This window comes from Streptomyces sp. NPDC013455 (assembly GCF_040632975.1).
Taxonomy (GTDB): domain Bacteria; phylum Actinomycetota; class Actinomycetes; order Streptomycetales; family Streptomycetaceae; genus Streptomyces.
Map to the genome: position 1 here is coordinate 19,574 of NZ_JBEYCX010000010.1, position 21,125 is coordinate 40,698.

The window sequence follows — 21,125 nt, forward strand, 5'->3', positions numbered from 1 at the left end:
TTCCAGAGTCGTCCAAGCCCACCTTCCGGGCCATGGAGGCCGTCGGCGTCTTGAGCGGGGGGTTTTCCCCACCTCGGTACCGGACCGGTCCACGCGCGCGTGTATGGGTGCGGCATCTGCCGCACCCATACACGCGTGCGCAGCGGATCGCGCGTGCGTCGGAGTGCCCGTGCGTGACGTGCCCCGCGCGGCTACGCCTGCCGGTCCCGCCAGGGCAGCTCCGCGGTGACCACCGTCGGGCCGCCGGCCGGGGAGTCGACGACGAACAGGCCGTCCACCGCGCCGAGCCGCTCCGCCAGGCCCCGCATGCCGCTGCCGCCGTCCAGCCGCGCGCCGCCCCGGCCGTCGTCCCGGACCTGGACGAGCAGCCGGTCCTCCGAACGCCACACGTCGACGGAGGCGGTCCGGGCGCCGCTGTGCTTGCTGATGTTCTGGAGCAGCTCGGAGACGGTGAAGTAGGCGATGCCCTCGATGGCCTCCGCCGGCCGGGCCGGCAGGTCCACGGCCACCGCCACCGGCACCGTGCAGCGCGAGGCCACGGACGACAGGGCCGCATCCAGGCCGCGGTCGGTGAGCACGGCCGGATGGATGCCCCGGGCCAGGTCGCGCAGCTCCTGGAGGGCCAGCTTCACCTCGCCGTGCGCCTCTTCCACCATCGCCGCCGCCGTGTCGGGGTCCTCCAGCAGCTTCTCCTTGGCCAGGCCGAGTCCCATCGCCAGGTTGACCAGCCGGGCCTGTGCCCCGTCGTGCAGGTCCCGCTCGATGCGCCGCAGGTCGGCGGCGGCGGTGTCGACCACGATCCCGCGGTCGGACTCCAGTTCGGCGATCCGGCGCTCCAGCTCGTCCGAGGGCGACAGCAGCCCGCGCACCATCATCCGGTCCAGGTTGGTGAGCCACCGCGCGAGGTACGGCAGCACCGGCCACAGCACGAACAGCGAGGGCAGCACGGTGCAGAAGGTGAGGATGCCCCAGGGCAGCCGGACGGCCTCGTACAGCAGCGTCCGCCAGCCCACCGGGTCCTTCAGCGCCATCCACAGCCGCTGCACCGGGCCGCCGCCCTTGGCGAGCGGCAGCGGCGTCGGCTCCTCCACCCGCACCCCGAGCAGGGCCCGGGCCCGCAACCGCTCCAGCTTCCCCAGCTGCCGGGCGCCCAGCAGGCAGAGTGCGAGCAGCGGCAGACCGATCACGGTGAGGGTGAGGGTGCCGCCGACGGTCAGCACGGTGAACGCGTAGGTGAACCCGAACACCGCCACCGGCAGGTTCAGCAGGAGATGGACGATCTCCTTCCAGGTGCGCGCGTCATAGGCCGGCCGGGGCGGCGGCAGGCGATCGGTGCCGGGCGTGCCGTGCGTGCCATGCGTGCCGGATATGCCGGGCGTGCCCTGCGGGCCGTCGTGTGCGTCGGTGGCGCCGGTCCGGTCGGCGGCGGGGCTGGGAGCGGTCATGCTGATCAGCCTGCCGTGGGCGGCACCCTCCACGCCATGCGGTATGCCGCCCTCCGGCGGCGGGGGAAAACCCCACCGCGGCGGTGCCCCGCCGCGGTCGGCACGTCTCACGGTGTGACGGGCTGCTTACCGGCTCTTTATCAGGGCCTAGACTCCCGTGCGTACACATCCTCGAATCACGTCGCAGCACGGAACACTCGAGGCACGAGGTCAGAGAGCGAGGGACGGACGGTGCGGGAGACGTTGGCGGACTCGTCGGTCGCCGCGGCGAACGTCGTCGCGGCCGGATACTTCCGGTCCTACTCGGTGGTCGGACTGCTCGCCCTCATCGGCGTGCTCTTCGTCGCGGTCGCCTTCGGCGCCGGCCGCCTGCTGCGCCCGGTCGTGCCGACCCCGGAGAAACTGCTCACCTACGAGTGCGGTGTCGACCCCGTCGGCGAGGGCTGGGCCCACACCCAGGTCCGCTACTACGTCTACGCCTTCCTGTACGTGATCTTCGCGGTCGACTCGATCTTCCTGTTCCCCTGGGCGACGGTCTTCGCCGCTCCCGGCTACGGCGCGACGACCCTCGTGGAGATGTTCATCTTCCTCGGCTTCCTCGCCGTGGGCCTGCTGTACGCATACAAGAAGGGCGTCCTGGCATGGACGTGAACCCGGACCCCGTTCACCTCCCCGAGCCGAAGCGGCTGGGCGCACTGGCCCGCCTGGCGCCCGAGCCCATGAAGGTGGTCCTGAACTGGGGCCGCCGCTACTCGCTCTGGGTGTTCAACTTCGGCCTGGCCTGCTGCGCGATCGAGTTCATCGCCGCGTCGATGGCCCGGCACGACTTCATCCGGCTCGGCGTCATCCCGTTCGCGCCCGGCCCCCGCCAGGCCGACCTGATGGTGGTGTCGGGCACCGTGACGGACAAGATGGCCCCGGCCGTCAAGCGCCTGTACGAGCAGATGCCCGAGCCGAAGTACGTCATCTCCTTCGGCGCCTGCTCCAACTGCGGCGGCCCGTACTGGGACTCGTACTCGGTCACCAAGGGCGTCGACCAGATCATCCCGGTGGACGTGTACGTCCCCGGCTGCCCGCCGCGCCCCGAGGCGCTCCTCCAGGGCATCCTCAAGCTCCAGGAGAAGATCGCCCGCGAGTCGCTGGGCGAGCGCTACGGCGACCTTCCCCGGCCGTCCGCCGCCGCGCTCCAGAGCGGCCTGGTCGAGCCCCCGGTTCCGGCCGCCGAGGGAGATGCCCGATGAGCACCACCGGCTGGCTGCCCGCCCCCGCCGAGGAACTCTTCGGTACGGACGCCACGGCCGAGGAGTCCTACGACCTGCTGACCGTGGACGTACCGCCGTCCTCCTGGCTCACCGCCCTGGAGACGGCCCGTACGACGCTGTCCTGCACCTACTTCGACTGGCTGAGCGCGGTCGACGAACCGGGCACGGGCTTCCGTGTCTCCGCGCACGTCGTCGCCCTGGACCCGGTGCGCCGCCTCCTGGTCCGTACGACGGTCCCGCACGAGGCCCCGGCCCTGCCCTCCGCCGTCGGCGTCTACGCGGGCGCCGCCTGGCACGAGCGCGAGACCCACGAGATGTTCGGGGTCGTCTTCGAGGGCCACCCGGGGCTGGAGCACCTGCTGCTCCCCGAGAACTTCGAGGGCCACCCGCTGCGCAAGGACTTCGTCCTCGCCGCCCGCGTCGCCAAGGCGTGGCCGGGCGCCAAGGAGCCGGGGGAGCCCGCGGCGGGCGCGGCGCACGGCGGCCCCAAGCGCCGCCAGATGCTGCCGCCGGGCGTGCCCGACCCCAACGAGTGGGGTCCCCTGAAGGGCCAGCTGCCCCCGGCCCCCGCCCGTCCGGCCCGGGCGGCGGGACGCGCGGCGGGAGACCGCCCGGCCCGCGCGGCCGGCGACCGTCCGGTACGACGCACCCGCTCGGTGTCGGAGGGCTCGGCCAGCCAGACCGCCCCGGCGGCTCAGCCGGCCCAGGTTCAGCCGGCCCAGGCGGAAGAGGCTGCTGGTGCTGGTGCTGGTGCTGGTGCTGGTGCCGGTGCCGGTGCCGGTGTCCGGCCGCGTCGGGCGCGGAGCGTGAGCGAGGGCTCGCTGAGCCAGCAGGCGGCGCGCGCCGAGGACGCGGCGACGCGCAAGCAGGCGGCGGCCGAGGAGGACGCCACCCGGGCGGCGGCGGAGGGGCCCACGGAGGGACCGGCCGCCGAGGCCTCGGTGGCCCACGAGCCCGGCCCGGCACCCGCACCGGCACCCGCACCGGCCGGGCCGCGCCGCGCACGCAGCGCCTCGGGCGGCTCGGCGTCCCAGCGCGCCCAGGCACCCCGAGCGGCCGAGCCGGCCGAACCCGCCCCGGCGGGACCGCCGCAGCCCGCCGCACCCGCGGAAGCCGGGGCTCCGACCTCGACGGAACCGGCGGCTCCGGCCGAGCCGGACGCCTCCGCGCGCCCCGCCCGCCCGAGCACGGCCCCCCGCAGCTCGGACGCCCCGTGGCACCACGCCCGCCCGGCCTTCGACGCCGAGCCGGGACGTACTCCCGAGCCCGAGCCGGAGCCCGAGCGGAAGCCCGAGCCGGAGCGGAGGCAGGCACCCGAGCCGGAGCCGGGGCAGGCACCCGAGCCGGAGCCGGAGAAGCCTGCCGTCCCCGTGACGGAGCAGACGCTCGAGCCGGAAGAGCCTCCCGCCGCCAAGCCGGGACAGGCCCCGCAGCCGGAGCAGGCACCCGAGCCCCGCCCCGCCGCGCCCGCGCGCCCCGAGGAGCCGGACACCACCCCCGAAGACCCGGACACCCCCGAAGACCCGGACACCCTCGAAGCCCCGACCACCCCCGACGACCCCACAGGAGGCCCGCAGTGAACGACGCGCTGGACGTCGCTCTGCGACTCCTGGTCGTCTTCGTCGTCTTCCTCACCTTCCCGCTCATCGTCGGCCAGACCGAGCACAAGGTGATGGCGCACATGCAGGGCCGCCTCGGCCCGATGTACGCGGGCGGCTTCCACGGCTGGGCCCAGCTCATCGCGGACGGCGTGAAGTTCGCGCAGAAGGAGGACGTGGTGCCGGCGGGCGCCGACCGCCGCGTCTTCCAGCTCGCCCCCGCCGTCGCCCTGCTGCCGTACCTCCTGGTCCTGCTCGCCATCCCGATCGGCCCGGGCGAGGGCGCCGTGGGCCAGGTCCTGGACGCCGGCGTGTTCTTCGTGCTCGCGGTGATGGGCGTCGGCGTGCTCGGCTCGCTGATGGCCGGCTGGGCCAGCGCCAACAAGTTCTCCCTGCTCGGCGGCCTGCGCACGGCCGCCCAGCTGCTCGCCTACGAACTCCCGATGCTGCTGGCGGCGGCCTCGGTGGCGATGGCGGCCGGCACGGTCTCCCTGCCCGGCATCCTGCACGCCTTCCACTGGTGGTGGCTGCCGTGGCAGATCGTCGGCGCCATCGTCTTCTTCGTCGCCGGACTCGCGGAACTCCAGCGCCCGCCGTTCGACATGCCGGTCGCCGACTCGGAGATCATCTTCGGCGCGTACACCGAGTACACCGGACTGCGCTTCGCCCTGTTCCTGCTCGCCGAGTACGCCGGCATCGTCGTGCTGTGCGGCCTGACCACGGTTCTCTTCCTGGGCGGCTGGCACGGCCCGTGGGGCGCCGACGGCCTCGGCTGGGTGTGGACCCTGCTGAAGACCGCGATCCTCGCCTTCCTGGTCATCTGGCTCCGCGTGACCTACCCGCGGCTGCGCGAGGACCAGCTCCAGAGGCTCTCCTGGACCCTGCTCGTCCCGCTCTCCCTCGCCCAGATCGCCCTCACCGGCATCGTCAAGGTGGTGATCTCGTAACCATGGCCCCCATCCCCGGCTCCGGCCTCGCCAAGGGCCTGGCCGTCACCCTCCGCACGATGACCAGGAAGTCGGTCACCGAGCAGTACCCGGACGCCCTGCCCGAACTGCCGCCCCGCACCCGCGGCGTGATCGGCCTCTTCGAGGAGAACTGCACGGTCTGCATGCTGTGCGCCCGCGAGTGCCCGGACTGGTGCATCTACATCGACTCCCACAAGGAGACCGTCCCGCCCGCCGCCCCCGGCGGCCGCGAGCGCAGCCGCAACGTGCTCGACCGGTTCGCGATCGACTTCTCCCTGTGCATGTACTGCGGTATCTGCATCGAGGTCTGTCCTTTCGACGCGCTGTTCTGGTCCCCGGAGTTCGAGTACGCCGAGACCGACATCCGTGACCTCACCCACGAGCGGGACAAGCTCCGCGAGTGGATGTGGACCGTGCCGGCCCCGCCCGCCCTGGACGCCTCCGCGGAGGAGCCCAAGGAGATCGCCGCGGCCCGCAAGACCGCCGAGAAGCTGGCCGCCGCCCAGGCCGAGCCGGCCGATCCGGCCGATCCGCGGGAGGGCGCGTCGTGACCCTCGCCGCAGCGGCGGCCGCCCTGGCCGCCCCCGCCTCCGCCCCCGACGGCTTCCTGTCCCCGACCGGTGTCGAGATCGCCTTCCTCCTGGTCGGCCTGGTCACCCTCGGCGCCGCGCTCGTCACGGTCACCACCCGGCAGCTGGTGCACGCCGCGCTGTGGCTGGTGGTGACGCTCGGCGGGCTCGCCGTGGAGTACCTGCTGCTCACGGCCGAGTTCATCGCCTGGGTGCAGGTCCTGATCTACGTCGGCTCCGTCGTCGTCCTCCTGCTGTTCGGTCTGATGCTCACCAGGGCCCCCATCGGCCGCTCCCCGGACGCGGACTCCGGCAACCGGTGGGCCGCCCTGGCCGTCGCGACCGCCTCCGCGGTCGCCCTGGTCTGGGTGGTCGTGGACGCCTTCCGCACCACCTGGATCGACCTCGACGGCCCAGCCGCCGGCAGCACCCGGGTCACCGGCGCGAGCCTGTTCCGGCACTGGGTGCTGCCCTTCGAAGCCCTGTCCGTGCTGCTGCTCGCGGCGCTGGTCGGCGCGATCGTCCTGTCCCGCAAGGCCAAGGCGGACCCGGACAGCACACCCGCCGCACCCGGGCGCGCGGTGTCCGGGCGCGCGGTGTCCGGGAAGGAAGGCGCCCGCTGATGCACCTCGCCTACCCCGCCGTCCTCGCCGCCCTCCTCTTCTGCACCGGTCTGTACGGCGTCCTCGCCCGCCGCAACGCGATCCTGGTCCTGATGTCCGTCGAGCTGATGCTCAACGCCGTCAACCTCAACCTGGTCGCCTTCGACGTCTGGCTCAGCCGTGCAGCGCGGGAGACCCTGCACTCCGGTCAGGCGCTGACCCTGTTCACCATCGCCATCGCCGCCGCCGAGATCGGCATCGGCCTGGCGATCGTGCTCGCCGTCCACCGCAACCGCGGCACCTCCGACATCGACAAGCTCCGCGACACCGCCGAGGGCCCCGAGACCGAGGACCCCGGCACCTCCGCGGCCGAGAAGACCGAGGCCACCGCGTGACCACGACCACCCTCGCCGTCCTCGTCCCCCTCCTGCCGTTCCTGGGCGCCGCGGCCGGCCTGCTGCTCGGCCGCACCGCCCCGGCTTTCGTCCGCCCGCTCGCCGTCCTGCCGCCCCTGGCCTCGCTCGTGCTGGCCGCGCTGGTCGCCGTGCGCCAAGGCGGCGACGCGGCCGTGGACGCCCACACCGAGCTGACACCCACCGGCTCGGTGCCGATCGAGCTGGCCCTGCACATCGACGGCTTCGCCGCGCTCGTCGCCGTCCTGGTCGCCTTCGTCGCGACCTGCGTGCAGCTCTACTCCACCGGCTACCTGCGCGAGGACCCGCGCTACCCCTCGTACGCCGCCCTCGTCTCCCTGTTCACCTCCGCGATGCTCCTGGTCGTCTACTCGGGCGACCTGATCGTGCTCCTGGTCGGCTGGGAAGTCATGGGCATCTGCTCCTACTTCCTGGTCGGCCACTACTGGGAGACCCCCGAGGCCCGCGCCGCCTCCCTGAAGGCCTTCCTGGTCACCAAGCTCGGCGACGTGCCGTTCCTGATCGGCCTGTTCGCCCTCGGCGCCGACGCGGGGTCGTTCCGCATCACCAGCGTCCTCGGCGCCGTGGCGGGCGGCGGACTCGACCACCCGACGCTGATCGCGCTGCTGCTGCTCGCCGGCGTGGCGGGCAAGTCGGCGCAGTTCCCGCTGCACACCTGGCTGCCGGACGCGATGGCGGGCCCCACGCCCGTCTCGGCGCTGATCCACGCCGCGACGATGGTCGCCGCCGGTGTCTACTTCATCGCCCGTCTCCTCCCGGTGTTCGTCGCGTCCCAGGCCGCGATGGTGGTCCTCGCCGTCATGGCCGCCGTCACGATGGCCGGCTCCGGTCTCGCCGCGCTCGCCCAGGACGACATCAAGCGCGTCCTCGCCTACTCGACGGTCGGCCAGCTCGGCTACATGACCGGCGCCCTCGCCGTCGGCGACCGCGGTGCCGCCGTCTTCCACCTCCTTTCGCACGGCGCCTTCAAGGCGCTGCTGTTCCTCGCGGCCGGCGTGATCATCCACGCCGCCGGCACCAACTCGCTGGCCGCCATGTCCCGCATGCGCGGCCTGCGCGACCGCGTCCCGGACGCCTACTGGACGATGACCGTGGCGCTGCTCGCGCTCGCCGCGGTCCCGCCCTTCAGCGGCTTCTTCTCCAAGGAGTCCGTCCTCGGCGCCGCCGAGCACGTGACGGAAGGCCACACCGAGCACGCCCCCGGTGCCGCCGGCTGGATCGTCCTCGTCGCCGGCCTGCTCACCGCCCTGCTGACCGCCGCCTACGCCACCCGGCTGTGGCTGCTGGCCTTCCGCGGCCGGGGCGCCGAAGCCCCCGACCACGGCAAGCAGCCGCTCACCATGAACGTGGTGCTCTGGGTGCTGGCGATCCCCTCCCTCGCCTTCGGCGGACTCGCCTACCGCGCACTGCCCGGCTGGTTCGACGGCCGCGACCTCACCCCCACCCTGCTCACCTCCATCCTCGGCACGGGCCTGGCCCTGGCCGGCGGGCTCGTCACCTACGGCGCCTGGCAGCGCACCTCCGCGCTCGCCGCCCGAGCCCCGCTGGGTGCCGTCGCCGCCCACCCCGAGGGGGACGCCGGACTGGTCGAGGCCGAGGCCATCGCCACCCACACGCCGGCCTACGGCGACATCGCCTACGCGTCCGACCCGGCCGACCCCGGGCGGCTGCTGCTCGGCCTGCTGCACCGGCACGCGGCCGCCGGCTTCCACCTGGACGCCGTGTACTCGGCCCTGTTCGTCCGTCCCGTCCAGGCCGGCGCGCGCCTCGTACGGTTCCTCGACCGCGAGGTCGTCGACACCTACGTACACGGCGCGGCCGCCCTGCCCCGGCTCCTCGGGTCCGCCGTACGGCGCGCCCAGACCGGCAATGTGCAGACCTATGTGAGCGCGCTGCTCGCCGGCACCGTCGTCCTGGCGGTCGCCGTCCTCCTCGTCGCCACGGGAGCGTGAGCAGGCGTGATCGATATCAACGAGTCCGTGATGCAGTTCCTCCTGGCATTCGTCGTCGTCGGCCCGCTCCTCGGCGCCGCCGCCGCTCTCCTCCCGGCCCCGCCCGGACTGAAGGGGAAGTCCCCCGAGCAGGCCGTGCTGCGGCACGGCGTCACCGTGACCGGCGTGGTCCTCATCGCCGCGATCGTCCTCGCGCTCGGCTTCGACCACGACCACCCGTCGAAGATGCAGGCCACGACCGACATCAGCTGGATCCCCGCACTCGACGTGCGCATCCACCTCGGCGTCGACGGCATCTCCCTCCCCCTCCTGGTCCTGACCGCGCTGCTGACCTTCCTCTGCGCGCTCTACTCGTACGTCAAGCTGCCCCCGGGCCCGTCCCCGAAGGCGTTCGTCGCCCTGCTGCTCCTGCTCGAGTCCGGCACCCTCGCGACCTTTGCCGTCCTCGACCTGCTGCTGTTCTTCCTCGCGTTCGAGACGGTGCTCATCCCGATGTACTTCCTCATCGCCCGCTGGGGCGGCGAGGGCCGGACCCGGGCCGCGTGGAAGTTCATCCTGTTCACGCTGCTCGGCTCCGTCGTCATGCTGCTCGGCCTGCTCCTGATCGGGATCAAGGCGGGCACGTTCGACATGGTGGCACTCGCCACTGACAACGGCCGGTCGCTGACCGCGTCCGTGCAGGTCATCGCCGTTCTCGCGATCGGGATCGGGCTCGCGGTGAAGACGCCGATGTGGCCGTTGCACAGCTGGCTGCCCGACGCCCACACCGCCGCGCCGACCGTCGGCTCGGTCCTGCTGGCCGGCGTCCTGCTGAAGATGGGTACGTACGGTTTCGTCCGGATTCTTCTGCCGGTGGCGCCGCACGGCTTCCACACCTTCGCGCCCTACCTCGCCGCCTTCGCCGTCGTCGGGATCATCTACGGGTCCCTGGCCTGCCTGGCCCTCGCCAAGCGGGGCGCGAAGGGCGACCTCAAGCGCCTGATCGCCTACTCCTCCGTCGGCCACATGGGCTTCGTCCTGCTCGGCATCGCCACCATGACCCCGACCGGCGTGAACGGCGCCCTGTTCGCCAACATCGCCCACGGCCTCATCACCGGCCTGCTCTTCTTCCTGGTCGGCGCGCTGAAGGACCGCACCGGCACCACCGACCTCGACACCCTCGCCGAGAACACCGGCGCCGCGCTGTACGGCCGGGCGCCCCGCCTCGGCGGGCTGCTGGCCTTCGGCGCCGTCGCCTCCCTCGGCCTGCCCGGACTCGCCGGCTTCTGGGGCGAGATGCTCGCCCTGTTCGGCGCCTTCCGGCCCGCCGACGACCTCAGCCGGCCCGCCTTCCTCACCTTCATGGCCGTCGGCGCCTTCGGCACCCTGCTGACGGCCGCGTACATGCTGATCGTGGTCCGCCGCGTCTGCATGGGCGGCGGGGAACGGGACAGGCCGCGACTCGCCGACGTCCACGGGTACGAGTTCGCCGCCTGGGCCCCGCTCGTCACCCTGACCGTCCTCGCCGGACTGTGGCCGAAGGCGCTGCTCGGCCTGACCGACCCGGCCGTGCAGCAGCTCCTCGCAGGAGGCACCCGATGAGCGCCCAGCCGCTTGCCGAGTCGCTGGTCCAGTCCGTGGACTGGCTCGCGATCGCCCCGCCCACGCTCGCCGCCGTGGTGGCGCTCGTCGTCCTCGTCGCCGACCTGTTCGTGCCCGAGCCCCGCAAGGCCGTCCTCGGCTGGCTCTCGGTCGCGGGACTCGCCGCCTCCACCGCGCTGCTCCTGCCGCTCCTCGACGGCGACCGCAGCACCTTCTGCCTGACCGGCGGCACGCGCGCGTGCAGCTACACCGCCGACCGCTTCACCCTCGTCATCCAGTTCCTGGTCCTCGGCGGCGCCCTGCTCGCCGCCCTGCTGTCCGTCACGAACATCGACGACGACCGGCGCCGGGTCCCGGCGGGCGAGTTCTGGTTCCTGCTGCTGTCCTCCGCGGCCGGTGCCGCCCTGCTGCCCGCCTCCCGCGACCTGGCCACCCTGATCGTCGCCCTGGAGGTCGCCTCCCTGCCCGCCTTCGCCCTCGTCGGCATCCGGCACGGCGACAGGCGCTCCTCCGAGGCGGCCCTGAAGTTCTTCCTGTCCTCGGTCACGGCCACCGCGGTCAGCCTGATGGGCATCAGCTTCGTCTACGCCTCCACCGGCAGCCTCTACCTCACCGAGGTCGCCCAGCGCCTGGCGCACACCGACGGGCAGCTGCACACCCTGGCCCAGACCGGTGTGGTCCTGACCCTCGTCGGCTTCGCCTTCAAGACGGCCGCCGTGCCGTTCCACTTCTGGGTGCCCGACACCTACGTGGGCGCGCCCCTGCCCGTCGCCGCCTACCTGTCCGTCGTCGGCAAGGCGGTCGGCTTCTCCGGCCTGATCCTCGTCACCGTCGTCGCGTTCCCGTCGTACGCCGACGTCTGGGGGCCCGCGCTCGCCGTCCTGGCCGCCCTCACCATGACCGTCGGCAACGTCGCCGCCCTGCGCCAGCAGGCCACGCGCGCGTACAGCGCCGTACGGCTGCTCGCCTGGTCCTCCGTCGGCCAGGCCGGCTACCTGCTGGTGCCGATCGCCGCCGCCGGATACACCGAGGACGCCCGGAAGGCGATCGGCTCCACGGTCGCCTACGCCCTCATGTACGCCGCCGTGAACCTCGGCGCCTTCGCGGTGGCCGCCCTGGTGGGCCGTGGCCGGCCACTGAACCGGATCAGCGACTACCGCGGCCTGTACGCCACCAACCCGGTCAGCGCGCTGCTGCTGGCCTTCTTCCTGCTCTGCCTGGCCGGGCTGCCGCCCGGTGTCATCGGACTGTTCGCCAAGGTCACCGTGTTCTCGGCGGCCGTCGACGCGGGCCTCGGCTGGCTCGCCGTCGTCATGGCAGTCAACGTCGTGATCGCCCTCTTCTACTACCTCCAGTGGACGGCCCTGCTGTTCCGCGCCCCCGAGGGCGAGCCCGTGCGGCACCGCGTCCCGGCGCCCCTCACGGCCGCACTCGTCCTCACCGGCGTCCTCGGCGCCGCCCTGTCCGGAGCACCCCAGCTGGTCCTCCGCTTCGCGGCCACCGGCCTGTTCTGAGGACTCGACGCGCGCGCGTGGGGCACTCGTGCGCCACGCGCGCGGAGGGCCGTACGAGCACGTCACCCGTACGGCCGGTCCGCGCCGCCGCCTGTACCAGGGAACTCGTGGCCGCCGCCTGGCGTTGACCAGAGCGGGAGGGTCCACTGGACCAAAGGGTTCCCCTGCTGCACGACTTGGAGGGCGTACCGTGCACCGCCGGCACAACGGGCTGAGGACCGCAGTACTCCTCGGGGGGCTGTCCGCACTCATCATCGTCATCGGCAGCTTCTTCGGCCGGACGGGACTGATCGCGGCGGTCTTCATCGCGCTGGGCACGAACGCCTACGCGTACTGGAACAGCGACAAGCTGGCACTGCGCGCGATGCGCGCCCGCCCGGTCAGCGAGTTCGAGGCCCCGGCGCTGTACCGGATGGTGCGCGAGCTGTCCACGCAGGCCCGCCAGCCCATGCCCCGGCTCTACATCTCGCCCACGGAGGCCCCCAACGCCTTCGCCACGGGCCGCAACCCGCGCAACGCCGCCGTCTGCTGCACCGAGGGCATCCTGCGCCTGCTGGACGAGCGCGAGCTGCGCGGCGTCATCGGCCACGAGCTGAGCCATGTCTACAACCGCGACATCCTCATCTCCTCGGTGGCCGGCGCACTCGCCTCGGTGATCATGTTCCTGGTGAACTTCGCCTGGCTCATCCCGATCGGGCGCTCGGACGACGACGACGGCCCCGGCCTGCTCGGCATGCTCCTGATCATGATCCTGGGCCCGCTCGCCGCCTCCCTCATCCAGCTGGCCATCAGCCGCTCCCGGGAGTACGAGGCGGACGCCTCGGGCGCCCAGCTCACCGGCGACCCCCTCGCCCTCGCCGGCGCCCTGCGCAAGCTGGAGGCGGGCACCCGGCAGCTGCCGCTGCCCCCTGAGCCCCGGATCGAGACGGCGAGCCACATGATGATCGCCAATCCCTTCCGCGCGGGCCAGGGCCTGTCCAGGATGTTCTCCACGCACCCGCCGATGGCGGAGCGCATCGCCCGACTCGAGAAGATGGCAGGCCGCCCGTGAAGACCGTCCTCAACGTGATCTGGCTCGTCCTGAGCGGGTTCTGGCTGTTCCTCGGCTACCTGCTGGCCGGCGTCCTGCTCTGCATCACGGTCATCGGCATCCCGTTCGGGGTGGCCGCGTTCCGCATCGGGATCTACGCCCTCTGGCCGTTCGGGTACACCACAGTCGAGCGGCGTGACGCGGGCGCCCCTTCCTGCATCGGCAACGTCCTGTGGCTGGTGCTGGCCGGCTGGTGGCTGGCGCTCGCCCACATCGTCACCGGCATCGCCCTGTGCGTCACGATCATCGGCATCCCGTTCGGCATCGCCAACTTCAAGTTGATCCCGGTCTCCCTGCTGCCGCTGGGCCGCGAGATCGTCCGCATCGACCAGCCGTTCGCGACCCGCTGAACCAGCCGCCGACAGCGGAGCCGGCGCCGACAGCGGAGCCGGCACCGTATGCCGCGCCGGTGCCGTACGCCGCGCCGGTGCCGTGCGCGAAGCGGGTCCGGCGACGGCGTCACACCGCGCGCCGGGCCGCCCACCACCGTCGTACGCCGTAGACGGCCACGCCGGCCGCGAGCACACCCGCACCGGCCGCCACCGAGGCCCCGGGCAGCGCGAACGCCAGCGTGGCGCAGCCCAGCAGACCCACCGCGGGCACCACGCGGGACAGCGGGGCCGGGCTCAGCGTCCAGGCCGAGGCGTTGGCGACGGCGTAGTAGGCCAGCACGCCGAAGGAAGAGAAGCCGATCGCGCCGCGCACGTCCACCGTGGCGGCCAGGACGGCGACCACCGCACCCACGGCGAGCTCGGCCCGGTGCGGCACCCGGAAGCGCGGGTGAACGGACGCCAGCGGGGCCGGCAGGTGCCCGTCCCGGGCCATGGCGAGCGTCGTACGGGAGACACCCAGGATCAGCGCGAGCAGCGAGCCCAGCGCGGCCACCGCCGCCCCGGCGCGCACCACCGGGACGAACCCCGGCGCCCCGGCCGCGCGCACCGCGTCGGCCAGCGGCGCCGTCGCGTGCCCCAGCCGGTCCGCGCCGAGGACGGAGAGCACGGCGACGGCCACGCACGTGTACGTCACGAGGGTGATGCCCAGGGCCAGCGGAACAGCTCGCGGAATAGTGCGCTCCGGGTCGCGCACCTCCTCCCCGAGAGTGGCGATCCGCGCGTACCCGGCGAAGGCGAAGAACAGCAGCCCGGCCGCCTGGAGCACCCCGCCGGCACCCGAGGACAGGCCGACGTCCAGCCGTCCCGCCGCGGCCCGCCCCGAGGTCAGGCACACCACGACGACGGCCGCGAGAACGGCCAGCACGACGGCGACGATCACCCGCGTCACCCACGCCGACTTCTGGATCCCGCCGTAGTTCACGGCGGTCAGGGCCACCACGGCCGCGACCGCCACCGCGTGCGCCTGCCCCGGCCAGACGTACGCGCCCACGGTGAGCGCCATGGCCGCGCAGGAGGCCGTCTTGCCGACCACGAAGGCCCAGCCGGCCAGGTAGCCCCAGAAGGCGCCCAGCCGCTCCCTGCCGTACACGTAGGTCCCGCCGGAGGCCGGATAGCGGGCGGCGAGGCGGGCGGAGGACATGGCGTTGCAGTAGGCCACCAGGGCGGCGAGGCCCAGCCCCGGCAGGAGTGCGGACCCGGCCGCGCGCGCGGCCGGCCCCAGAGCCGAGAAGACGCCCGCCCCGATCATCGAGCCCAGGCCGACGACGACGGCGTCCCCCACACCCAGAGTGCGCCGCAGACCGGCATCCGTACGTGTCATGGGCCGCACCCTACTGAGCGCGGCAACCGGCGGACGGACCCGTGACGTCTTCTTCATCGACACGGCACGAACACGCGCGGGACGCACTGCGGGTTCTCACCCGGCCCTCAGGGCCCTGCCAGTGCGGGCACAGCGCGGAAGGGCAGGTTCACGGCATGGGCATCATCGGTTGGATCATCCTGGGACTGCTGGCCGGGGCCATCGCCAAGGTCCTGCTGCCGGGACGCGACCCCGGCGGCTTCATCGGTACGACCTTCATCGGCATCGCGGGCGCGTTCATCGGCGGCTGGATATCGGCCCGCTGGCTGGACCACCCGGTGACGAAGGACTTCTACGACGGCGCGACCTGGGCCGCGGCCGTCGGGGGCTCCCTGGTGCTGCTGATCGCCTACCGCATCCTGTTCGGCAACTCACGCGACTGAGCGCGGCACGGCAGCGGGGAAGGGCGGGCCGAAGGGCGGGCACCACCGGGCGCCCGCCCTTCTCGGCTCACCGCAGGCTCACGGACCGGAGCGTCACCGGTAGTTCACGAACTGGAGCGCGAAGTCGAAGTCCTTGCCCTTGAGCAGGGAGATGACGGCCTGGAGGTCGTCGCGGCTCTTGGAGCTGACCCGCAGTTCGTCACCCTGGACCTGGGCCTTCACGCCCTTGGGGCCCTCGTCACGGATGATCTTCGCCACCTTCTTGGCGTTCTCCTGGGAGATGCCCTCCTCGATCGACGCGAAGATCTTGTACTCCTTGCCGGAGAGCTGCGGCTCGCCCGCGTCCAGCGCCTTCAGCGAGATGCCGCGCTTGATCAGCTTGGACTGGAAGACGTCGAGGACGGCCTTCACCCGGTCCTCGGAGTTCGCCTCCATGAGGATCTTGTCACCGGACCACGAGATCGAGGCGCCCACGCCCTTGAAGTCGTAGCGCTGCGAGATCTCCTTGGCGGCCTGGTTGAGGGCGTTGTCGACCTCCTGCCGCTCGACCTTCGAGACGATGTCGAAACTGGAGTCGGCCATGTCCTGTGGCTCCTTGTATCGGGGTGCGTATCGGGTGCGTGCCGGCGTGCGCGGCGGCGACCGCCGGGCCCGGTGGAGCACCGGGCCGCATCCGCACCAGCCTAGCCACCTCGGGAGTGGTGGGGTGGAGATCAATCGGGTGGCGAAGCACCCCTCCGTATCGGGTATTGTTTACGTCGTTGCCGGAGAGCACCGCGAAAGCGGGTTCGAACGGCGGCAAAACCCGGCGGTGTGCCCGAGCGGCCAAAGGGAGCAGACTGTAAATCTGCCGGCTCAGCCTTCCCAGGTTCGAATCCTGGCGCCGCCACACGGGAGCAAAGGCCCTGTGATCTGTTGAAAAGCAGGTCACGGGGCCTTTGTCGTATCCGCGCGCGATCAGCCGGCCGTCCCGGGCCGGGTATCGCCGCCCTGGCACCCCGATTCGCCGACTGTGCCGACTGTGCCGCCTCCGCCGTCTGTGCCGCCTCCGCCGTCTGTGCCGACTCCGAGCAGTGGCGTCCCGCTGCGCGCGCTTCCGGCGCACACCCGTAGAATCGAACGTGTGAACGAGGACCGTCCGCTGACGCGTCTCGACATGCTGCGCTTCGCCCGCCGCGTCGTCGAACACCAAGCTGCCAGGCAGCTCGCGTTGATGGACCGGTGGATCGCCGACGAGGAGCGCCGGGAGGCCGAACGGCGGCACCGTCTCGCCCTGCGGCAGAACGATCCGGAGTGGGCCATCGAGCGCGGTCTGAACGGCCGGAGCGCGGTGTACGTCCACGTCGGCGGCTGTGCGAGCGCCGGCGGACGGGCCAAGGGCGTCGACCGGGACCAGGCGGTACGGGCCCTCACCGAAGCAGGTGTCCCGGCATGCCCGCTGTGCCGGCCGGACACCGTACTGGGAATTCTCGAATGACCGGCCCGGGTGCGGACCCGGCCGGTCCGGAAGATGCTGGAGCCATGGCCGGGAAACGTCCGATCATCGTGCACCTGCCGTCCCCGACCGGCGGCCGCCGGGTCCGGGTGGACGGCGAGATCCTCGGCCTCGCGCACAGCGTGCGGGACCTGGTGGAGTTCCTGCGCCGGGCGGGCCTGGAGATCGAGCCCGAGGAGGTGGCCGACTCCCCGCTGATCGACTGGCGCGGAGTGGGACCCGACCGCTGGGAAGCGGAGACCAGGACGTGACGGTGCCGCAGGGCCAACCCCGGCGCGGGCACACGGCCAGGACGTCGGGGGCACACTGACGGCATGGCCTCCCGACGCAGAACCTGCCCCGTGTGCCGCCGCGACATCGCCGTCGTGGCGGGCCGCTTCGCGCGCCACGACCCGCCCGGGGCGCGGGAGAGCGAGGAACTCGTCTCCTGCGCCGGGTCGCGGCGTCAGGCGCTTCTCGGGGCCGCCCAGCCGACGTTGGACGGGTACGTCGTCCCGGACTTCCCCGGACAGCTGCCGCTGTTCTGAGCGCCGACGGGCCCGCCGCGGTGCGCGCTGACGGCAGGCCCGACAGCCCCGGCAGGGCCCGACCGTCCCGGCAGGGCCCGACCGTCCCGGCAGGCCCGACCGCGCAGCGGCAGGCGACCGGACTCAGTTCCCGGCCACCGACTTGACCGCCACCGACACCGGCGTCGAACCGCTGATCAGCTCCAGCGTGAGACCGGCCGTCGCCGGCGTGTCCACCAGCTCCGCCAGGACGGTCGCCACGTCGTCCCGCGGGACGGAACCGCGCCCGGTGTGCGCCTCCAGGCGGACCAGGCCGGTACCCGCGTCGTCCGTCAGAGCACCCGGGCGCACGATCGTCCAGTCCAGCGCCTCCTGGCGGGTGACGTACGCGTCGGCCTCGCCCTTGGCGCGCAGGTACGCGTCGAAGACGTCGTCCCCCTGGTGCGCGGGATCCGCGCCCATGGAGGACACCACCAGGAGGCGACGCACGCGCGTGCGTACGGCCGCGTCCGCGAACAGCACCGCCGCACCCCGGTCCACCGTGTCCTTGCGTGCGGCACCGCTGCCCGGGCCGGCGCCGGCCGCGAAGACCGCGGCGTCCGCGCCCTGGAGGTACGCCGCGACTTCCTCCACCGAGGCGGACTCCAGGTCGAGCAGCACCGGTTCGGCACCGGCCGCCCGCAGATCGTCGCCCTGTTCGGGCTTGCGGATGATGCCCGCCACCTCGTCCCCGCGCGCGGAGAGCAGGCGCTCCAGCCGCAGCGCGATCTGACCATGACCACCAGCGATGACAATGCGCATGATTTCGACCGTACGCCCGACGAGGCGCATCCGCCGCACGAGTTAACCGGCGCGTCCATGGGCGCCGAGCGCACCCTCACCGACACGCGCCCGGCGCGCTTTCGACCACTTCGGAACCGCACCGCCCCGGCTGCGCAATCGCACCGCCCCGAGCTCCGCAACCACACGCCCTCACGCTCCGGAGCTGCACCGCCTCCGCGCCCACCCCCCCCCACGCTCAGGCCGCACTCACGACAGCTCCCCGCGCCCCTGTCTCGGCAGCCCGAGCTCCGCCGCCACCGCCGAGTTGCAGTACTCGCGCACCGCACTCGTGCGGGCCACCACCCGGCCCCGGTGGACCACGATCCGGCTGTAGGCCAGCGAGAGCGCACCGGCCAGATGGTCGCCGCGTACGGCCAGCAGCTCGGCGGGGAAGCCGGCCTCCACGCGGACCTCGGGAAGGCCCAGCACCGCGCGCGCCGAGGCCGAGACGGCGTCGTAGGCGTCCTCCGGGCGCAGCCCGTGGGCGGAGGCGAGGAGGTAGGCGGCCTCCAGCGGGTCGCCGCGGCCGACGGGGTTGGAGACGTCGCGCAGGGCGCCGCTGCCGGCCGCCACCCGCACCCCGGCCGCGCGCAGCAGCCGTGCCGGGGCCGTGCCCCTCCGGTCGGCGCCCCCGCAGTCGCCCTGGGGCAGGCAGACCACCGTGACACCGGCCGCCGCGAGCTGGTCGGCGACACGGGAGGCGGCACCGGCGGGCAGGCGCCCCAGGCCGGCGCACGGCCCGATCGTCACGCCGGGGCGCAAGCCGCCCGCCATGGCCGCGAGCCGGGACAACCGGGCCGGGTCCGCGGCGTCCGTGTGCAGGTCCACCGGGCAGCCGTGCTCGGAGGCCACCTCCAGGACCGCCTCCACGTAGCCGGTGGGATCCGGGTCCAGGTCCGGGCAGCCGCCCACGACGGAGGCACCCATCTTCAGCGCGTCCCGCAGCATGGCCAGCCCGTCGGCCCCGGCCGCCCCGGTCAGCAGCCGCGGCATCGCGACCGCCGTCAGCTCCGCCAGTCCCCGCAGCGACCGCCGCGCCTGGAGGACCGCGCCGAGCGCGCCGAGCCCCTGGACGTCGCCTACGCGCACGTGCGCGCGTACCGCCGTCGCCCCGTGCCCGAGCTGGAGCAGGACCGCCTCCGTGGCCCGGCGCTGCACGTCCTCCGGGGCGTACGACGCCGGGCCGGGGCTCTCGGCGGACAGGGCGGTGTCCCCGTGGGCGTGCGGCTCGGCCGGGGCCGGCAGGAGCAGGTAGCCGCTCAGGTCCACGCGCGTGGCGCTCGTCCGGGCCGGGCCCGTCGCGAGACTGCCGCTGGTGCCCACGGCCTCGATGCGCCCGCCGACCAGCCGTACGTCCACGGTCCGGCCGTCGGTGAGCCGCGCCCCGCAGAGCAGGAGGGCGGCCGAGTCGGACGGCCCCGAGGACCCCGACGAGTTCGGCGGGTCCGACGGTGGGTGCGGCTGCGGCTGGCTGTCGGGCATCGCGCTCCAGGAGTGGGGGCCGGGGGCTCGGTGGGGGCCGGCATGAGGGACGGGGCCATGTGCACGCCCCAAGATCACGCAGAGTGAGTCGAGCCTAGGGTGGCGAGCCGCGCGGGTCGCGCAGGAGCGCAATAGTCGTACCGGCGTGGTCCGCCCCAGGGAGTACACGCGTCGCCCACCCGCGTGGCCGTCGCCCTGCCGGACGACGCCGGAAACGCCGTACGACGCCGGAAACGCCGTACGACGCCGGAAACGCCGTACGACGCCGGAAACGCCGTACGACGCTGTGCGGCGCCCACGCGCGCGTGCGGCCACTTCGGCACTCCGGGCACTGGCCGACTGGCCGGGAGACACACGGCACACGCATCGCTCACGTGCAGGCCCCACACACGGCACACGCATCGCTCACGTGCGGGCCCCACACACGGCACACCCCGGAACGCACGGGCGGCACGCGCGCGTGACGGCCGGTGTCCGGCGATTCGCGCAGCCGCGCCGCACGGGGCTCAGGGGGCCCGTGAGAGCGCCTCGCGCAGGGACGGGCCGGGCGTCGGGATACGGATTTGGGTGAACGGCGGCGGACCGTGTAATGTCTTCATCGCTCGCCCCAATAGCTCAGTCGGCAGAGCGTCTCCATGGTAAGGAGAAGGTCAACGGTTCGATTCCGTTTTGGGGCTCTGGTGTGAGAGGTTCCCGCCGCAAGGCGGGGGCCGATCTCATCAAAGCGGTGTAGCTCAGTCGGTAGAGCAAGCGGCTCATAATCGCTGTGTCACCGGTTCAAGTCCGGTCACCGCTACTGACAGTAGCCGATTGTGGGGTCGGTCCTTCGATCGGCTACTCTTTCTTGCGTTAAATCAGTCCATCCGTTCGGCATAGGAGCACTCACGTGGCTGCCACCGACGTCCGCCCGAAGATCACGCTGGCCTGCGTGGAGTGCAAGGAGCGGAACTACATCACCAAGAAGAACCGGCGTAACAACCCGGACCGTCTTGAGATGAAGAAGCACTGCCCGCGTTGCAACGCGCACACCGCGCACCGCGAAACGCGATAATCAGGCTCGTCCGCGAGGCCGTCCCCTTCCGAGGGGGCGGCCTCACGGCGTTTTCCAGCGACTTCGCGCCCACTCCGCCCCCGCCGTCCCGCCGCCGCGCATTCCGGGCCTGGTTTCCGGCTAATTTGGGGCCATCACAGCAGACATCAGGAGGTGCCGGGCCATGGCGCTCGACCAGTCCTTCGTGGGACGGACCTACCCGCCCACCGCGCCCTATGAGGTGGGCCGGGAGAAGATCCGCGAGTTCGCCGAGGCGGTGGGCGAGACCAACCCGGTGTACACGGACCCCGAGGCCGCCAAGGCGCTCGGTTATTCCGATGTGATCGCCCCGCCGACCTTTGTGTTCTCCATCACCTTCCGGGCCGCCGGACAGGTCATCGAGGACCCGCAGCTGGGGCTGGACTACAGCCGCGTGGTGCACGGCGACCAGAAGTTCTCCTACGCCCGCCCCGTGCGCGCCGGCGACCGGCTCTCGGTCACCTCCACGATCGAGAGCGTCAAGTCCCTCGCGGGCAACGACATCCTGGACATCCGCGGCGAGGTGTACGACGAGGCCGGCGAGCGCGTCGTGACCGCCATGACGAAGCTCGTGGCCCGTGCGGCCGAGGAGGCGTGAGGG

At 72.9% G+C, this 21,125-nt stretch carries 23 protein-coding genes and 3 tRNA genes; 21 read left to right on the forward strand and 5 right to left on the reverse strand.

Annotated elements, in window-relative coordinates; translation table 11 throughout:
- Window positions 1-191: 191 nt before the first annotated feature.
- Window positions 192-1,445 carry a sensor domain-containing protein gene (locus ABZ576_RS17770; protein WP_360741165.1) on the reverse strand — a complete coding sequence of 418 codons (1,254 nt, stop codon included), beginning with the start codon at window positions 1,443-1,445 and terminating at the stop codon, window positions 192-194.
- 231 nt (window positions 1,446-1,676) lie between these two features.
- Between ABZ576_RS17770 and ABZ576_RS17775 the strand changes: the two genes are divergently transcribed.
- The 12 genes from ABZ576_RS17775 (at window position 1,677) to ABZ576_RS17830 (ending at window position 13,365) form a co-directional block, all read left to right on the forward strand.
- Entirely contained in the window at window positions 1,677-2,096 is a 420-nt protein-coding gene (locus tag ABZ576_RS17775; RefSeq protein WP_360741167.1) for an NADH-quinone oxidoreductase subunit A, read from the forward strand.
- Entirely contained in the window at window positions 2,087-2,686 is a 600-nt protein-coding gene (locus ABZ576_RS17780) for an NADH-quinone oxidoreductase subunit B family protein (protein ID WP_360741169.1), read from the forward strand. The genes ABZ576_RS17775 and ABZ576_RS17780 overlap by 10 nt, the downstream gene beginning before the upstream one ends.
- The gene (locus ABZ576_RS17785) at window positions 2,683-4,287 is read left to right on the forward strand and encodes an NADH-quinone oxidoreductase subunit C (protein ID WP_360741171.1); all 1,605 of its coding nucleotides are present in this window, start codon (window positions 2,683-2,685) and stop codon (window positions 4,285-4,287) included. The genes ABZ576_RS17780 and ABZ576_RS17785 overlap by 4 nt, the downstream gene beginning before the upstream one ends.
- Window positions 4,284-5,252 carry a complex I subunit 1 family protein gene (locus tag ABZ576_RS17790; RefSeq protein ID WP_360741173.1) on the forward strand — a complete coding sequence of 323 codons (969 nt, stop codon included), beginning with the start codon at window positions 4,284-4,286 and terminating at the stop codon, window positions 5,250-5,252. Before ABZ576_RS17785 ends, ABZ576_RS17790 begins: the two co-directional genes overlap by 4 nt.
- Window positions 5,253-5,254: 2 nt before the next feature.
- Complete coding sequence (locus ABZ576_RS17795; protein WP_360741175.1) at window positions 5,255-5,824, forward strand: NADH-quinone oxidoreductase subunit I; 570 nt, start codon at window positions 5,255-5,257, stop codon at window positions 5,822-5,824.
- A complete protein-coding gene (locus ABZ576_RS17800; RefSeq protein WP_360741177.1) occupies window positions 5,821-6,465 on the forward strand; it encodes an NADH-quinone oxidoreductase subunit J in 645 nt (214 codons plus the stop codon). The genes ABZ576_RS17795 and ABZ576_RS17800 overlap by 4 nt, the downstream gene beginning before the upstream one ends.
- A complete protein-coding gene (gene nuoK / locus ABZ576_RS17805) occupies window positions 6,465-6,839 on the forward strand; it encodes an NADH-quinone oxidoreductase subunit NuoK (RefSeq protein ID WP_360741180.1) in 375 nt (124 codons plus the stop codon). The genes ABZ576_RS17800 and nuoK overlap by 1 nt, the downstream gene beginning before the upstream one ends.
- Window positions 6,836-8,830, forward strand: a complete 1,995-nt coding sequence (locus ABZ576_RS17810; RefSeq protein ID WP_360741182.1) for an NADH-quinone oxidoreductase subunit L — start codon at window positions 6,836-6,838, stop codon at window positions 8,828-8,830. Before nuoK ends, ABZ576_RS17810 begins: the two co-directional genes overlap by 4 nt.
- A 6-nt stretch (window positions 8,831-8,836) precedes the next feature.
- Complete coding sequence (locus ABZ576_RS17815) at window positions 8,837-10,411, forward strand: NADH-quinone oxidoreductase subunit M (protein WP_360741184.1); 1,575 nt, start codon at window positions 8,837-8,839, stop codon at window positions 10,409-10,411.
- Complete coding sequence (locus ABZ576_RS17820) at window positions 10,408-11,925, forward strand: NADH-quinone oxidoreductase subunit N (protein WP_360741186.1); 1,518 nt, start codon at window positions 10,408-10,410, stop codon at window positions 11,923-11,925. The genes ABZ576_RS17815 and ABZ576_RS17820 overlap by 4 nt, the downstream gene beginning before the upstream one ends.
- 190 nt (window positions 11,926-12,115) lie before the next feature.
- Window positions 12,116-12,976, forward strand: a complete 861-nt coding sequence (gene htpX / locus ABZ576_RS17825; RefSeq protein ID WP_360741188.1) for a zinc metalloprotease HtpX — start codon at window positions 12,116-12,118, stop codon at window positions 12,974-12,976.
- Window positions 12,973-13,365: a YccF domain-containing protein gene (locus ABZ576_RS17830; RefSeq protein ID WP_360741190.1), complete on the forward strand. Its 393-nt coding sequence runs from the start codon at window positions 12,973-12,975 to the stop codon at window positions 13,363-13,365. The genes htpX and ABZ576_RS17830 overlap by 4 nt, the downstream gene beginning before the upstream one ends.
- Window positions 13,366-13,474: 109 nt before the next feature.
- Here ABZ576_RS17830 and ABZ576_RS17835 read toward each other — a convergent pair whose 3' ends face one another.
- Window positions 13,475-14,728: an amino acid permease gene (locus ABZ576_RS17835; RefSeq protein WP_360741192.1), complete on the reverse strand. Its 1,254-nt coding sequence runs from the start codon at window positions 14,726-14,728 to the stop codon at window positions 13,475-13,477.
- Between the two features lie 155 nt (window positions 14,729-14,883).
- Here ABZ576_RS17835 and ABZ576_RS17840 point away from each other — a divergent pair, with 155 nt between their 5' ends.
- Entirely contained in the window at window positions 14,884-15,150 is a 267-nt protein-coding gene (locus ABZ576_RS17840) for a GlsB/YeaQ/YmgE family stress response membrane protein (RefSeq protein ID WP_360741194.1), read from the forward strand.
- A 93-nt stretch (window positions 15,151-15,243) separates the two neighbouring features.
- On the opposite strand, the gene ABZ576_RS17845 is transcribed toward ABZ576_RS17840, so the two are convergent.
- On the reverse strand, window positions 15,244-15,732 hold the full coding sequence (locus ABZ576_RS17845) for a YajQ family cyclic di-GMP-binding protein (RefSeq protein ID WP_286064023.1): 489 nt from the start codon (window positions 15,730-15,732) through the stop codon (window positions 15,244-15,246).
- 225 nt (window positions 15,733-15,957) lie between these two features.
- Here ABZ576_RS17845 and ABZ576_RS17850 point away from each other — a divergent pair.
- The 4 genes from ABZ576_RS17850 (at window position 15,958) to ABZ576_RS17865 (ending at window position 17,172) form a co-directional block, all read left to right on the forward strand.
- Window positions 15,958-16,039 (forward strand) — tRNA-Tyr (locus ABZ576_RS17850).
- A gap of 234 nt (window positions 16,040-16,273) precedes the next feature.
- Window positions 16,274-16,627: a DUF6233 domain-containing protein gene (locus tag ABZ576_RS17855; protein ID WP_360741196.1), complete on the forward strand. Its 354-nt coding sequence runs from the start codon at window positions 16,274-16,276 to the stop codon at window positions 16,625-16,627.
- 44 nt (window positions 16,628-16,671) lie between these two features.
- Window positions 16,672-16,896 (forward strand): hypothetical protein, encoded by a 225-nt coding sequence (locus ABZ576_RS17860; RefSeq protein WP_030747440.1) that lies wholly within the window; start codon window positions 16,672-16,674, stop codon window positions 16,894-16,896.
- A 63-nt stretch (window positions 16,897-16,959) separates the two neighbouring features.
- Entirely contained in the window at window positions 16,960-17,172 is a 213-nt protein-coding gene (locus ABZ576_RS17865) for a hypothetical protein (RefSeq protein WP_360741198.1), read from the forward strand.
- Between the two features lie 123 nt (window positions 17,173-17,295).
- Here ABZ576_RS17865 and ABZ576_RS17870 read toward each other — a convergent pair whose 3' ends face one another.
- Entirely contained in the window at window positions 17,296-17,952 is a 657-nt protein-coding gene (locus ABZ576_RS17870; RefSeq protein WP_360741200.1) for an SDR family oxidoreductase, read from the reverse strand.
- 228 nt (window positions 17,953-18,180) lie between these two features.
- Window positions 18,181-19,455, reverse strand: a complete 1,275-nt coding sequence (locus ABZ576_RS17875; protein WP_360741202.1) for a hydrolase — start codon at window positions 19,453-19,455, stop codon at window positions 18,181-18,183.
- A 604-nt stretch (window positions 19,456-20,059) separates the two neighbouring features.
- Between ABZ576_RS17875 and ABZ576_RS17880 the strand changes: the two genes are divergently transcribed.
- From ABZ576_RS17880 to ABZ576_RS17895, 4 genes are all read left to right on the forward strand, one after another.
- A tRNA-Thr gene (locus tag ABZ576_RS17880) sits at window positions 20,060-20,132 on the forward strand.
- 46 nt (window positions 20,133-20,178) lie between these two features.
- Window positions 20,179-20,251, forward strand: a tRNA-Met gene (locus ABZ576_RS17885).
- 90 nt (window positions 20,252-20,341) lie between these two features.
- Entirely contained in the window at window positions 20,342-20,506 is a 165-nt protein-coding gene (gene rpmG, locus ABZ576_RS17890) for a 50S ribosomal protein L33 (RefSeq protein ID WP_003948671.1), read from the forward strand.
- Window positions 20,507-20,669: 163 nt separating this feature from the next.
- Window positions 20,670-21,122, forward strand: coding sequence for a MaoC family dehydratase N-terminal domain-containing protein (locus ABZ576_RS17895; RefSeq protein WP_360741204.1), 453 nt, complete (start codon window positions 20,670-20,672; stop codon window positions 21,120-21,122).
- Window positions 21,123-21,125: the final 3 nt, after the last annotated feature.